Source organism: Streptococcus sp. CF4-3 (assembly GCF_024295385.1).
Taxonomy (GTDB): Bacteria; Bacillota; Bacilli; order Lactobacillales; family Streptococcaceae; genus Streptococcus; species Streptococcus infantis_I.
The window spans coordinates 47838-61927 of sequence record NZ_JANCPN010000003.1; the positions used below are offsets into that span (position 1 = coordinate 47838).

A 14090-nucleotide genomic window follows, 5' to 3' on the forward strand; every position below is an offset into this window, starting at 1 on the left:
TAAAAATTTTTAGTTTTCACTTAAATAAAGTACATTTTCGTCTGAATTGAGAGTAGTCAAAATTTTCAGTGTTCACTTAAATAAAGTACATAATTAAGAATAATTAGCTCTAAAAAAATTTTTGGTTATACTAGCAAAGATTTAGATATTGCATATATCCCCTATAACATCTTTCCGAAAAACTATAATTTTCTTGAAAAATATATCTAGCTATGCTATACTACTAGTATAGAAAGATTTGGAGAAAAAGATGAAACGTGAAATATTATTAGAACGGATTGATAAACTTAAACAAGTCATGCCCTGGTATGTTCTGGAATACTATCAATCAAAACTAGCTGTTCCATACAGTTTTACGACCTTGTACGAATACTTAAAGGAATACGATCGATTTTTTACCTGGGTCTTGGAATCTGGTATATCGGATGCTGATACTATGGCAAATATTCCTTTGGATGTTCTTGAGAACATGACCAAGAAAGACATGGAATCTTTTATTCTTTACTTACGTGAACGTCCTTTACTCAATGCTAATACGACAAAGAATGGTGTCTCCCAAACAACTATTAACCGAACTTTATCAGCACTTTCTAGCCTTTATAAGTATTTGACTGAGGAGGTTGAAAACGAGCAAGGGGAACCTTATTTCTACCGCAATGTTATGAAGAAAGTTGCTACCAAGAAAAAGAAAGAAACTTTGGCTGCTCGAGCCGAAAATATCAAGCAAAAGCTCTTTTTAGGCGATGAAACAGAGGGTTTTTTGAATTATATCGATGAGGAATACCCCAAAACTCTCTCAAATCGTGCCCTATCCTCTTTTAATAAGAATAAAGAGCGAGATTTGGCAATTATTGCACTCCTTCTTGCCTCTGGTGTACGTCTCTCTGAGGCAGTAAATCTGGATCTTCGAGACCTTAATCTCAAGATGATGGTGATTGATGTAACTCGAAAAGGTGGAAAACGAGACTCGGTCAATGTTGCTGCCTTTGCTAAACCTTATTTAGAGCAATATCTCGCTATTCGAGACAAACGTTATAAGACAGAAAAGACTGATACAGCTCTCTTTCTAACTTTATATAGAGGTGTTCCAAACCGTATTGACGCTTCTAGTGTCGAAAAGATGGTAGCCAAGTATTCAGAAGACTTCAAAGTACGCGTAACACCCCATAAACTGCGTCATACACTAGCAACTCGTCTCTATGATGCGACCAAATCACAGGTTCTGGTCAGTCACCAGCTAGGACATGCTAGCACACAAGTTACCGACTTGTATACCCATATCGTTAATGATGAGCAGAAAAATGCCTTGGATAGTTTATAATAATACATAATATAATTTATGTAATGTTTAAAATAGAGCGATAGATTTTTGATTATCTAACGCTCTTTTATTATTCTATAAAAATTCAATCCAATAATTTCTGTGTGGCTCAATTATGACTGGCTTTCCCCAAAATGACTTTAGATAAGCCAGATTCGCAGGGCTAACAGGTCTTTTCTCTTCGTTGTACTTCTCAGCACTTTCTTTCGTTAAAAAACATTTAACAGCTTCATATCGCGTACCATCACTAGCTGTACGATCAATACCCATATAAGCAATTTCATCACCTTTTTGAGGACTGTCAGTAAGAAGTTTTCCAATAAAGTAGACCGTTTTATCTTTCATTAATTCATAAGCTTTACAACTTTCAAGTCGGTTATTCGCTGCTGCGTACATAATACAAAAACTATCCACGATGTCTTTCATTGGCATTAACGCTTCTTTGCTCACGATGATTTCCTCAGGAGTAAGACCCCCAATAATCAAGTCTTTAAAATGAGCTTGCTGAATAACATTGTCTAAGGCCATTCCCAGAGGGATTTGTACAGCTTGAAAACCTAAAGGTTCTAACTCTTGTCTTTTCTTATCGAAGTGTTCTTGTGTGATACTAATATGCAAATCGTAAGGATTTGTAGATTCTTGGTTTTTAAAAAAAGCTACCACAGTACGATCTAACTGTTCAAATAGTCCGAGATTTTCAATTGGAATCTTTATCATTGATGTTAGGCCTCTTTTATTTTAAATTTCCACTACATTATACTCTCATAATGATTGATTATCAAGTTTTAAAAAAAGAAATCCATAGCATATGGATCTCTTTTGATTTTATTCTACAACTGCTTCAGCAATTTCTTCTGCAGTGATTCCTGCGAAGTAACGACCTAGGTTAATGGTTTGAAGGGCTTTGAGGACATCCTCACGTTCGTATTTGACACCACGAAGAACATCTTCTACTGCTGCAACGTCTTCGATACCGAAGAAGTCACCATAAATCTTGATGTCTTGGATTTTTGATTCAATGACGTTAGCGAAGATTTCAACCTTACCGCTTGGGAATTTAGTTCCACGACGGACATTGTATTCAGGTGATTTCCCATAATTCCAGTCCCAAGTTCCAAACTTAGTTTCTTTGATTCGATTGATTTCAGCCAATTCTTCATCTGAGAACACATACTCTGTCATTTCAGGGTATTCTTTTTTCATGTATTCCAAAAGCAAGTCACGGAACTCTTCAACAGTGATCTTTTCTGGTAACTCATCGATAATATTAGTTACTCGAGCACGGACTGATTTAACACCTTTTGATTCAAACTTATCTTTAGACACTTTAAGTGCATTAGCTAGGACTGACAAATCCACGTCAAAGAGAAGACAACCATGGTGCATGATACGGCCATTGATATAGGCTTGTGCATTTCCACAGAATTTCTTACCGTCGATTTCTAAATCGTTACGGCCTGTAAATTCAGCTTTAACACCAAGTTCAGCTAAAGTATTGATAACTGGAGTAGAGAAGCTCTTGAAGTCAAAGGCCTTGTTTTCATCTTCTTTTGAAATGATTGTATAGTTAAGGTTGTTCAAATCATGGTAAACAGCTCCACCACCACTGATTCGACGGACTACTTCAATTCCATTTTCACGAACATAGTCACGGTTAATTTCTTCAATCGTATTTTGGTGACGTCCTACAATAATAGATGGTTTGTTAATCCAAAGAAGGAAGATTTGATCCTCGTCCAAAAGATGTTTAAAAGCATATTCCTCTAAAGCAATATTAAAGGCAGTGTCATTTGAATGATTGATAATGTATTTCATAAGATACCTTCTAATACGATAGAGACTGGAAAATAATTCCAGTCTAGTCTATCTATTTTTATTTTTTCTTAGGTGAATGGATGGCCATTCCAAGAACATCCGCAAACGCTTCGTACATAACTTCAGAGTATGTTGGGTGTCCGTGGATTGTCTTAAGCATTTCTTCAACAGTGATTTCCATTTCGATGATGCTTGACGCTTCGTTGATCAATTCTGCTGCTGCAGGACCAATGATGTGAACTCCAAGGATTTCGCCATATTTCTTATCGGCAATAACCTTAACGAATCCTTGAGCTGCATCTGATGCAATGGCACGTCCGTTTGCAGCAAAGTTGAATTTACCGATTTGGACATCGTATTTCTCACGAGCTTGTTCTTCTGTTAAACCAACTGCTGCTACTTCTGGAAGTGTGTAGATAGCTGCAGGAGTCAAGTTCAATTTAGCAACAACGTGGTTTCCTTTAAGAGCATTTTCAGCTGCTACTTCACCCATACGGAAGGCAGCGTGAGCCAACATCTTAGTACCGTTGATATCACCTGGCGCATAGATACCTGGAACAGAAGTTTCCATGTATTCATTAACCTTAATACGACCACGGTCTAATTCAAACTCAACATCTCCGATACCTTCAAGATCTGGAACACGACCGATTGAAAGAAGGGCTTTATTCGCGATAATATCATCTTTTCCTTCAACCTTGATACGGAGTTTGCCATCTTCTTCAATGATTTCTTGGAGTTTAGTACCTGTCAAGATAGTCATACCTTTACGTTCTAGGATTAGACGTAGGTTCTTAGATACTTCAGCATCCATAGCTGGTACAATGCGGTCCATCATTTCGATAACAGTAACTTTTGAACCAAATGTCATAAAGGCTTGACCAAGTTCGATACCAACGACACCACCACCAATAATCACAAGGCTTTCTGGAACTTCATTCATTTCAAGAATATCGTCACTAGTCATCACAAGTGGTGATTCCATACCTGGAACATTAATCTTGCTGACTTTAGAACCACCAGCAAGGATGATTTTCTTGGTTTCAAGCAATTCAGAACCATTTACCAAGACATTCTTATCTTTAGTAATAGTACCGATACCTTTATGAACATCAACTCCATAGCTACGAAGAAGTCCTGCAACACCACCAACAAGGGTATTGACAACTTTAGATTTTGTTTCTAAAAGTTTCTCCATATCAACTGTAAAATTAGGATTTTCAATTACGATACCACGATTAGCTGCATGACCGATATTTTCAATAATTTCGGCGTTGTGAAGGTAAGTCTTAGTTGGGATACATCCACGGTTCAAACAAGTTCCACCAAGTTCAGATTTCTCAACAAGAGCAACCTTACCACCTAACTGAGCTGCTTTAATAGCAGATACATAGCCAGCAGGTCCACCACCGATTACAACAACATCATAAGCATCATTGCTCTTACCATCGTCGTTTGAGGCACTTGCTGCAGGTGCTGGGCTAGCTTCTGGTGCAGCTGCTCCAGCTGTTGGGATATTTTCCCCTTCTTCACCAAGATAACCGATAACTTCAGTAACAGGGACAGTTTCTCCATCACCTTTAAGGATAGCGATCAAGTAACCGTCTTCTTCTGCTTCCAATTCCATGCTGACTTTGTCAGTCATGATTTCCAAAAGGATTTCTCCTTCTTTTACAAATTCTCCGACTTTCTTATTCCATTGGACGATTTGTCCTTCTGTCATATCCACGCCGGCTTTTGGCATAATTACTTCTAAGGCCATATCTTACTTCCTCTATCTATATTTCTAAAACAAATATTTTAAACCAACATTGAGATTGGGTTTTCAATCAAAGCTTTTAAGTCTTTCATAAACTTAGCACCAGCCATGCCATCTACGACACGGTGGTCAATTGTCAATCCAAGACTCATAATTGGACGAATTACGATTTCACCATTTACTACAACTGGTTTCTCAACTGTTGAGCTAACCCCAAGAATTGCTGAGTTTGGTTGGTTAATGATAGGACCAAATGATTGAACCCCAAACATTCCCAAGTTACTGATGGTGAAAGTTGAATTTTGCAATTCGCTAGGAGCTAGTTTACCATCTAAAGTACGTCCAATGACATCTTTAAATGCAACAACCAATTCAGACAAGGTCATCTTTTCAGCATTGTAGACAACTGGTGTCATAAGACCGTTATCCATACCAACTGCCATCGCAAGGTTGACATAGTTGTGAGTGATAATAGTCTTACCATCTTCTGTCAATGAAGCGTTGATGTAAGGGTGTTTCATAAGAGTCTTAACAACCGCAAGTGAAAGCAAGTCTGTAACGGTAATTTTCTTACCAGTTGCTTCCATGATTGGATCAAGGACTTTCTTACGAAGGGCAAGCATTTCAGACATATCTACATCGTAGTTAAGCGTGAAGGTTGGTGCAGTTAAATATGATTCAACCATACGTTGAGCAATAACCTTACGCATAGGAGTCATCGGAATGCGTTCGATTTCTCCATAAGGCGTTACGTTGTCTGGAACTTCTTCCACTTTCTCAATTTGAGCAGGTGATTTAATGGTGTCATTTTCGATATTTTCAGGAAGATAGGCCAAAACGTCCTTCTTCATGATTTTACCACGGTGACCAGTTCCTTGGATTTCCTGCCAAGCAATATTATGCTCTAGTGCAATTCGTTTTGCGAGTGGTGAAATGCGAACCACGTTAGTGTCTTTATATGTTTCCACGTCTTCTTTGTGGACACGACCGTTTGCGCCTGAGCCAGAAATGTCGTAGAGATTAATCCCTAAATCATCTGCTAATTTTCTAGCCGCAGGAGTCGCTCTTAGCTTATCATCAGCCATGACCTCTCCTATTCTATACTAAGATATTAAGGACGAAGAGGGCAATGAAAAAATAGGAGATTGACGATGTGTTCGATGAACACAAGGAAATCTATCTTTTTTTCACAGACCTCCGTCCGAATTCAATTATATGATGCAAAGGGCGTTTAAAAGCGACTGAAAAATAGGAAATCTACACAGACTTCGATGAAGTCAAGGAGATTTATCTTTTTTCCGAGCTTTTAGCCCGTGCTCTAATCTAAGATATCAAGTACGCAGAGAACTCTGCACCTAAAAAGTACAAAGTTTCTCGTCTTATCAATTAATTTACATAACTTATATTATGCATTATTGTTTGTTATGAGTTTTACGAATGGCATCTTTGATGCTTTCAACTGTCGGAATCATTGCATTTTCTAAATTTTGTGCGTAAGGCATTGGTACATCCTCACCTGCACAGCGACGGATTGGTGCGTCCAAGTAATCAAATGCTTCTGATTCAGAAATGATAGCTGAGATTTCACCAATATAGCCACTTGTTTTGTGGGCATCGTTGACAAGAACTACTTTTCCAGTCTTCTTAACTGAATTAATGATGATATCTTTATCAAGTGGAACCAAAGTACGTGGGTCTACTACTTCGACTGAGATGCCTTCTTCAGCCAATTCTTCAGCTGCTTGCATGACACGACGAAGCATCTTACCGTATGTTACTACTGTTACATCAGTTCCTTCGCGTTTGATTTCTCCAACACCAAGTGGGATAGTATAGTCTGGATCAACAGGTACTTCACCTTTTTGGTTAAATTCTGATTTGTATTCAAGAATAATAACAGGATTGTTGTCTCGGATTGAAGACTTAAGAAGACCCTTCATATCAGCAGGTGTACCTGGAGCTACAACCTTCAATCCTGGGATATGAGTAAACCAAGATTCCAATGATTGTGAGTGTTGAGCAGCAGAACCTACCCCATTACCAGCGGCACAGCGGATTGTCATAGGCACTTGACCTTTACCACCAAACATGTAGCGAGTTTTAGCTGCTTGGTTGACGATATTATCCATGGCAATAACTGAAAAGTCCATGAAAGTCATATCAACGATTGGGCGAAGTCCAGTCATAGCAGCACCAGCAGCAGCACCAGAAATAGCAGCTTCTGAAATAGGACAGTCACGTACACGTTCTGGCCCAAACTCCTCTAACATACCTACAGAAGTTCCGAAGTCTCCACCGAAAACTCCGACATCCTCACCCATCAAAAGCACATTTTCATCACGACGCATTTCCTCAGACATTGCAAGGATAATGGTATCGCGGAAAGACATTAATTTTGTTTCCATATTTCTATACTTCTCCTTAGTCTGCGTAAATATCTTCAAAAGCTGATTCTAGTGGAGGGAATGGACTTTCTTCTGCAAATTTAACAGATGCTTCCACCGCTTCCTTAACTTGTGCTTGAATTTCTTCAAGTTCTTCTGAACTTGCAATCTTATTCTCAACAAGGTACTTGCGAAGATTTTCGATTGGATCTTTTTCCTTCCACTCTTCTACTTCTTCACGTGTACGATATTTACCAGGGTCTGATGATGAGTGACCAAGCCAACGGTAAGTTACACTTTCGATTAAGACAGGGCCTTTGCCAGAACGAACATGGTCAACTGCTTTCTTAAATCCTTCGTATACATCAATTACATTGTTTCCATCAGGAATAAACATACCAGGAATACCGTAAGCAGCGCTACGCTCGTGAATATGCTGGACATTAGTCATTTTCTTGATGTCAGCAGAAATTCCATAACCGTTATTGATACAGTAGAAAATAACGGGAAGATTCCAAATTGAGGCCATATTAACAGCTTCGTGGAAGACACCTTCGTTGGTTGCGCCATCGCCAAAGAAGCAGACGACAATCTTACCAGTCTTTTTCATTTGCTGAGTAAGGGCAGCACCTACGGCAATTCCCATACCACCACCAACGATCCCGTTGGCACCAAGGTTACCCGCATCCAGGTCAGCGATATGCATGGAGCCACCTTTCCCCTTACAAGTACCCGTATACTTACCAAGGATCTCAGCCATCATGCCGTTCAAATCGATTCCTTTAGCAATGGCTTGTCCGTGTCCACGGTGGTTTGATGTAATCAAGTCATCTTCATTAAGAGCTAACATAGCCCCAACGTTAGCTGCCTCCTCACCAACAGAAAAGTGCGTCATTCCTGGTACTTTCCCTTTTTTTACTAATTGTGCAATCTTCAAGTCCATGCGACGGATTTCTTCCATCTTTCGGAACATTTCAAGCAGAAGATTTTTATCTAGAGTTGACATAATCTTGCCTTTCTATGTTTAATTTCTTACATTTCTATTCTAACTTATAGGTTAATGAGAGTCAAAGAATATGCTTGCTATTTTTTCACAATATAAAAAAAGAAAAGTCAATGAAATCAAGACTTTTCTTTACTTAAAAAAACTATTTCACAAACTCAATTTTCATTATTTTTTCAATGAATTATCGATTTCTTTTCATAATAACTTGCAAACGCCACTGATAAAGAAGACCACTGACAATTAAACTTACGATGAGACCTATCCAATATGAGTAAGCATCGAGATTTGTTGAATAATCTAGAAACACACCAAGAGGTATAGCAACTCCCCAGTATCCAAGGAGACCAAGGTAGAAAGGTATGACAGTATCTTTGTAACCTCGTAAAATTCCTTGTAATGGCGCTGCAAATGTGTCAGCTAACTGGAAAAACAAGCTATAGGTCATAAAACTTGCAGTTAATTGAATGAACTCTGGATCATGACCATATAGACTGGCAACATTTTCTCTAAAAACATATAGAAAGGAAAGTGTCAAAATTGCGAATGCCATAGCTGATAGTCGACCGATTTTAATATATTTTTTAGCATCTTCTAATCGTTTGGCTCCAACTTCGTAAGAAACAACAATTGCCATTGCTGTTGAAACACTCATAGGAAAGGCATACATGAGAGATGAAAAGTTCATGGCAGACTGATGACTAGCTATTATCAACGATGAAAACTTCGCCATAATCAAGCCAACGGCTGAAAAAATAGCAACCTCTGCAAATACGGTTCCACCTATCGGTAAGCCTAATTTGATTGCTTCTTTTATTTTATTTCCGTCTAAGGGTAATCGTTTCTCTAAATGCAGTTCTTTCAATTTTTCCTGTTTAAGAAGGACTAGTATGGAACTCCCCAACAACGCCCAATAAGCTAAAGATGTACCCAGACCTGCTCCTGCACCTCCTAACTCAGGGAAGCCAAAAGCTCCGTAGATTAAGAGGTAGTTAAAACCACTATTGAGAGGTAGCAATAAAAGCATTAAATACATGGATAGCTTAGTTAATCCCAGTGCATCAAGTAATGAACGAATAACACTAAAGAGTAATAGAGGAATAATTCCAATAGCTAAAAGCCATAGATAACGAATTGCTATATCTGCCACTGCTGCTTCTAGCCCCATATTGTTTAGAATTAGTGGCGCAGCAAGAAAAACTAATGCAAATAGAACAATTGATAAACCAAGTGAAAGATAAAGAAATTGATAAAAATCAGAAGCCACTTCATTTTTCTTTCCTCGACCCAAATGATGTCCAACTATTGGAACTAAAGCCGAAACAATCCCAGTTAAAAAAGTAAAGAAAGGATTCCACAAACTAGTCGCCATTGATACGCCAGCTAAATCTATCGTATTATACTGGCCAGTCATTGTCGTATCAACAAAAGAAGCCGAATAATTTGCGAATTGATAAACCAAAATAGGGAAGAAAATCTTAAGAAATAAAATGAACTTGTCTTTAAAATGATGGGTTGGATACATACAGACTCTCTCTAAATTTTAATTTTATAGAGCAGTATTCTATTTAGTTTTTATAGACAATCTGTCCATTACAAATGGTGTATTTGACCTGCCCTTTTAAAGTTTCACCGATGAATGGTGAATTAGCTGCTTTAGAAGCAAAATGTGTGTCTACAATTCGGTCAGCTTTATCATCGAAAATCGTAATATCAGCTGGCCCATTTTCAGCCAAATAACCTGCTTCAAAGTTATACAGTTTGGCTGGGTTAACTGTCATTTTTTCTAATAATTCCATCAAGCTTAGCTCACCAGCTTCGACCAAGTAAGTTAAGCCTAGTGACAAAGAAGTTTCCAAACCTGTCATACCTGATGGCGCTTTGGTAATATCCTCAACATTTTTTTCGTCAGCATGGTGAGGCGCGTGGTCAGTAGCAATGACAGAAATGATTCCAGATTTTAAACCTTTAATAACTGCACGGCGGTCAGACTCCAAGCGAAGTGGTGGATTCATCTTAGCATTACTTCCCTTAGTCAAGAGAAGAGCTTCAGTCTTCGAAAAATGCTGTGGAGCAACTTCTGCAGTTACGTTGGCTCCCAAATTTTGAGCAAACTCCACAACCTTGACACTTTCTTCCTTAGATAAATGCTGAATATGAACATGAGCCTTGGTTGCATAGGCGATCATGACATCACGTGCAATCATTGCATACTCAGCCACTCCTGTTGCCCCACAGATATGGAAGTGTTCTTTAGCAACATTTTCATTGAAACCGAGAATTCCATTCAAACCTGGATCTTCCTCATGAAGGCATACAAAGGTTCCAAGCTTTTTAGCAGTTTCAAATGCTTCTTTAACTACTTTACTACTTTCAAGAGGAATACCATCATCAGAAAAACCAACGGCTCCAGCTTCTAAAAGCGCCTTAAAGTCAGTCAAGTCTTGGCCATTAAAGTTCTTGGTAATCGTTGCTATAGACTTAACATTAATTTTTTCCTTAGCAGCAGACTGAAGAACTTCCTGCAAAGTCTCAACATCTGAAACGGTTGGATTGGTATTAGCCATCATGACAACTGTCGTAAAACCACCAGCTGCTGCTGCCAGTGCACCTGTATGGATGTCTTCTTTATGAGTTTGACCAGGTTCGCGGAAATGAACATGAATATCCACCAAACCAGGCGCAACTACAAGACCAGTAGCATCTATTACTTGAGCGCCTTCTTCCTGGATTTCAGGAGCAATTTGAACAATTTTACCGTCTTCAACCAAAACATCACACACTTGATCCACACCAGACTTAGGATCCATTACTCGACCATTTTTAATTAGTAACATCTGCTTTCTCCTTTATTCGTAGAAATCCACTTGGGTATCCAATAACTTATCACCATCATAAACAAACTTGGCTGAAAAGAATGGTTTATCTTCTAAAAGCCACTCGACAAAGGTGTGGTCTCCTTCCCAAGTTGGTTTGCTTAAAACCTCATCATAAGGAACCCATTCTAAAGTCCCTTCATTACAATCAATCAATTCCCCCTCAAACTCAGTCACCTTAAATACATAGGTGTACCAGTCTAGGTTTGGTGTAAACTCAGGAAAGGTGATAACTCCCTTTAGTACTGGTTTTGCTTTCAGACCCGTTTCTTCTAAAATCTCACGTGCAGCACATTCTTGTGGAGTTTCCCCGCGCTCTAACTTTCCACCTACACCGATCCATTTTCCTTCATGGACATCATTAGGCTTTTTATTACGATGAAGCATGAGCAGTTCTTTCCCGTTATCAATGTAGCAAATCGTCGCTAACTGAGGCATATTCTCTCCTTATCTAAGCCAATCGATTGGCTCTTGTCCTGTTTCGTTTAAGAATGCATTGGCCTTGGAAAAAGGCTTGGAACCCCAAAATCCTCTGTAAACGGAAAGGGGACTCGGGTGGGCTGATTCAATAATCAAATGCTGAGGATTAGTAACCAAAGACTTCTTCTTACGGGCGTAGGCTCCCCAAAGTACAAAAACTACGGGTCTATCTAGGTTATTGACGACCTTAATAACAGCATCTGTAAATGGTTCCCAAATCTGACCAGCATGCCCATTTGCTTGACCTGCTGGCACTGTTAAACATGTATTAAGGAGTAAGACTCCCTGCTCAGCCCAAGAGGTCAAGTCATGGGATTTCTTAACTCCGATGTCATCAGAAAGTTCTTTCAGAATATTTTGAAGCGAAGGCGGTGCTGGAATCGAATCAGGAACTGAAAAACTTAATCCCTGAGCTTGACCAGGTCCATGATAGGGATCCTGCCCCAGAATCACTACCTTAACCTCTTCCAGAGGAGTCGTCAAAAGAGCCTGAAAAACCTTTTCCTTAGGAGGATAAACAGTTCCCTGAGCATAGGTCTGTTCCATAAAATGATTAATTTTCCCAAAATAACCTTCAGGTAATTGCTCCTTAATCAAAGCATGCCAGGATGAGTGTTGCATCTTAATCTCCTTTATAGTATCCATCTAAAAGCACGTCTTAATTCATCCGTACCATTTTTAAAAAAGCATAAACCATGTGCAAGAATGATCTTATCCGGTTTCCAGTTTAACATACGGGAAAGGGAAACCTTTGCTTCCCTTTGTCTTCCTAAAAAAGTCATCCGATAATCGATAGGAGTTTGACCATCAGGGGCTGTTACACGAGCTAAACGATAGAATTTTCTGCGGATTGGACTAGCTATTTTTTCTGGTTCAAAATTCTCTATAAGGTCTGTTACAATAAGTGTTTTAGTTGATTTATGAAAAAACACGACCTCTTCGATGACAGAACTTCCCTTAAAAATAAGCTGTTCAATCTCATCAGACCATAGGTCGGGAGCCATATCTGTTAAAGGAGCATCAAATTCTACCTTGACATTCTGACTTTTCGCTCTCTCTTCAACTCCTGGACTAGACCATGCTTGCGCATGAGGATATCTTTTTCTCCAATCTGCAATATAGGCGTAGTGAATCTTATTTGGTGAAATCAGGTAAGCGACTTTGCCCAAAGCGTCTAGTTCAGTAAATAGTCCCTTATTTGGCGCAATCGGAGAGTGAATCCAAAGTTTGCCATCATTTAACTTAACCACCGTCATACGTGTCTGAAAAGGAAGCTTGAAGATCTTCATATCCATTTGAATCAAATCACCATCTACTATCCAGATATTTTGATCAACTTCCTTTAGTGTATACAATGGTTCATAAAGAGAAAGTTCTGGCCTTGACATCGTTAACTACTCCTTCCTTAATACTGCCTCTATTATAGCAAAAAGTGGCTATCTAAACCACTTTTTACAGTTTATCTAAGATTTCTAGCAAAGCCTGATAAGAGTCGACTTCATAAGTTGGCTGGGCTTGGGTCTTGTTTTCAAGATGATGAGGATTGTACCAGATAGTATCGATGCCAGCATTATTCCCCCCCTGAATATCAGCTGATAAGGAGTCGCCAATCATAAGGGCATGATCTTTATCAAAGTTAGGGATTCGAGCTCCAATTTTCTCATAAAATGCTGCATCTGGTTTTTGGGTATGGAGTTGCTCAGAAATGAAGATTTCCTTGAAATAGGGTGCAATACCAGATTGTTCCAAACGGCCTGTCTGAATAAAGGTAATTCCATTTGTCGCAGCATAGAGTTCAAATCCCTGATGTATCAATTTTTTTAATAAATCTTCCACACCTGGGAAAATCTGTCCCTGTTTAGACAGGAAAAACTGGTAACGCTCTGCTAAGTAGGCACCATCTTTTTCAATGCCAAAATGAGCAAACAATTTTGCAAAACGTGTATTGACTAGTTCTTGTTTTGTAATCTTTTTCAGCTCCAAATCCTTCCAAAGTGTTTTGTTCATTGGCACATAATAATCCTTGTATGCTTGGATATCCTCAACTCCTTCTTCTTTTAGGAGGTGCGATAATGCTACATCCTCAGCAGCATCAAAATCAAGTAAAGTATGATCGAGGTCGAAGAGTAAAAATTTATAAATCATCAATTCATTGTCCTGTATTCAGTATTCTTTATATAATATACTTCAAAGTATAGCACAAACAGATAGAATAATAAATTCTCACACGATTGATTTTCAAATAAGTAATTTTAAAAATATAATAAAATTTAATATAAAATTTCTAGTATTCAAAAATAGATAATTCTTAGATTTTTGTAAACTGTTGAAATGATTTTTATTATCATTAGATAAAACACTAAAAAGTTTAAACGTGATAAAACAAAGAATGTAAGCGGTTTTTATATTGTTTTAATTCTTAAGAGACAGATAATTTATAAGTTTTTGTGAT

Annotated in this window: 13 protein-coding genes; 1 reads left to right on the forward strand and 12 read right to left on the reverse strand. The window is 38.5% G+C overall.

Translation table 11 applies throughout. The annotated features are described in order from the left end of the window. Positions 1-250 precede the first annotated feature (250 nt). Positions 251-1321, forward strand: a complete 1071-nt coding sequence (gene xerS / locus NML75_RS03310) for a tyrosine recombinase XerS (RefSeq protein ID WP_049509685.1) — start codon at positions 251-253, stop codon at positions 1319-1321. A gap of 75 nt (positions 1322-1396) precedes the next feature. On the opposite strand, the gene NML75_RS03315 is transcribed toward xerS, so the two are convergent. From NML75_RS03315 to NML75_RS03370, 12 genes are all read right to left on the reverse strand, one after another. Then, on the reverse strand, positions 1397-2038 hold the full coding sequence (locus tag NML75_RS03315; protein WP_254730188.1) for a hypothetical protein: 642 nt from the start codon (positions 2036-2038) through the stop codon (positions 1397-1399). A 108-nt stretch (positions 2039-2146) separates the two neighbouring features. Beyond that, the gene (locus NML75_RS03320) at positions 2147-3136 is read right to left on the reverse strand and encodes a lipoate--protein ligase (RefSeq protein ID WP_006145561.1); all 990 of its coding nucleotides are present in this window, start codon (positions 3134-3136) and stop codon (positions 2147-2149) included. Between the two features lie 58 nt (positions 3137-3194). Beyond that, the gene (lpdA, locus tag NML75_RS03325; RefSeq protein WP_006145562.1) at positions 3195-4898 is read right to left on the reverse strand and encodes a dihydrolipoyl dehydrogenase; all 1704 of its coding nucleotides are present in this window, start codon (positions 4896-4898) and stop codon (positions 3195-3197) included. Positions 4899-4936: 38 nt separating this feature from the next. After that, complete coding sequence (locus tag NML75_RS03330; protein ID WP_006145563.1) at positions 4937-5980, reverse strand: dihydrolipoamide acetyltransferase; 1044 nt, start codon at positions 5978-5980, stop codon at positions 4937-4939. 327 nt (positions 5981-6307) lie between these two features. Beyond that, positions 6308-7300: an alpha-ketoacid dehydrogenase subunit beta gene (locus NML75_RS03335; protein WP_254730185.1), complete on the reverse strand. Its 993-nt coding sequence runs from the start codon at positions 7298-7300 to the stop codon at positions 6308-6310. Between the two features lie 16 nt (positions 7301-7316). Beyond that, positions 7317-8285, reverse strand: coding sequence for a thiamine pyrophosphate-dependent dehydrogenase E1 component subunit alpha (locus NML75_RS03340; protein ID WP_254730182.1), 969 nt, complete (start codon positions 8283-8285; stop codon positions 7317-7319). Between the two features lie 181 nt (positions 8286-8466). Continuing rightward, positions 8467-9807 (reverse strand): MATE family efflux transporter, encoded by a 1341-nt coding sequence (locus tag NML75_RS03345; RefSeq protein WP_254804030.1) that lies wholly within the window; start codon positions 9805-9807, stop codon positions 8467-8469. Between the two features lie 43 nt (positions 9808-9850). Beyond that, on the reverse strand, positions 9851-11119 hold the full coding sequence (locus NML75_RS03350; protein WP_254804031.1) for a dihydroorotase: 1269 nt from the start codon (positions 11117-11119) through the stop codon (positions 9851-9853). 12 nt (positions 11120-11131) lie between these two features. Further along, complete coding sequence (locus NML75_RS03355) at positions 11132-11596, reverse strand: NUDIX hydrolase (RefSeq protein ID WP_254730173.1); 465 nt, start codon at positions 11594-11596, stop codon at positions 11132-11134. Positions 11597-11605: 9 nt separating this feature from the next. Beyond that, positions 11606-12259: a uracil-DNA glycosylase gene (locus NML75_RS03360; RefSeq protein ID WP_254730171.1), complete on the reverse strand. Its 654-nt coding sequence runs from the start codon at positions 12257-12259 to the stop codon at positions 11606-11608. 11 nt (positions 12260-12270) lie between these two features. Continuing rightward, positions 12271-13026 (reverse strand): DUF4336 domain-containing protein, encoded by a 756-nt coding sequence (locus tag NML75_RS03365; RefSeq protein ID WP_254730168.1) that lies wholly within the window; start codon positions 13024-13026, stop codon positions 12271-12273. Positions 13027-13090: 64 nt separating this feature from the next. Further along, the gene (locus tag NML75_RS03370; protein ID WP_254730165.1) at positions 13091-13783 is read right to left on the reverse strand and encodes a YjjG family noncanonical pyrimidine nucleotidase; all 693 of its coding nucleotides are present in this window, start codon (positions 13781-13783) and stop codon (positions 13091-13093) included. Positions 13784-14090: the final 307 nt, after the last annotated feature.

Excerpts from the sequence above, each read along its gene's own strand:
- xerS (WP_049509685.1), top strand. The coding sequence starts at position 251 with ATGAAACGTGAAATATTATTAGAACGGATTGATAAACTTAAACAAGTC.
- NML75_RS03315 (WP_254730188.1), bottom strand. The coding sequence starts at position 2,038 with ATGATAAAGATTCCAATTGAAAATCTCGGACTATTTGAACAGTTAGAT.
- NML75_RS03320 (WP_006145561.1), bottom strand. The coding sequence starts at position 3,136 with ATGAAATACATTATCAATCATTCAAATGACACTGCCTTTAATATTGCT.
- lpdA (WP_006145562.1), bottom strand. The coding sequence starts at position 4,898 with ATGGCCTTAGAAGTAATTATGCCAAAAGCCGGCGTGGATATGACAGAA.
- NML75_RS03330 (WP_006145563.1), bottom strand. The coding sequence starts at position 5,980 with ATGGCTGATGATAAGCTAAGAGCGACTCCTGCGGCTAGAAAATTAGCA.
- NML75_RS03335 (WP_254730185.1), bottom strand. The coding sequence starts at position 7,300 with ATGGAAACAAAATTAATGTCTTTCCGCGATACCATTATCCTTGCAATG.
- NML75_RS03340 (WP_254730182.1), bottom strand. The coding sequence starts at position 8,285 with ATGTCAACTCTAGATAAAAATCTTCTGCTTGAAATGTTCCGAAAGATG.
- NML75_RS03345 (WP_254804030.1), bottom strand. The coding sequence starts at position 9,807 with ATGTATCCAACCCATCATTTTAAAGACAAGTTCATTTTATTTCTTAAG.
- NML75_RS03350 (WP_254804031.1), bottom strand. The coding sequence starts at position 11,119 with ATGTTACTAATTAAAAATGGTCGAGTAATGGATCCTAAGTCTGGTGTG.
- NML75_RS03355 (WP_254730173.1), bottom strand. The coding sequence starts at position 11,596 with ATGCCTCAGTTAGCGACGATTTGCTACATTGATAACGGGAAAGAACTG.
- NML75_RS03360 (WP_254730171.1), bottom strand. The coding sequence starts at position 12,259 with ATGCAACACTCATCCTGGCATGCTTTGATTAAGGAGCAATTACCTGAA.
- NML75_RS03365 (WP_254730168.1), bottom strand. The coding sequence starts at position 13,026 with ATGTCAAGGCCAGAACTTTCTCTTTATGAACCATTGTATACACTAAAG.
- NML75_RS03370 (WP_254730165.1), bottom strand. The coding sequence starts at position 13,783 with ATGATTTATAAATTTTTACTCTTCGACCTCGATCATACTTTACTTGAT.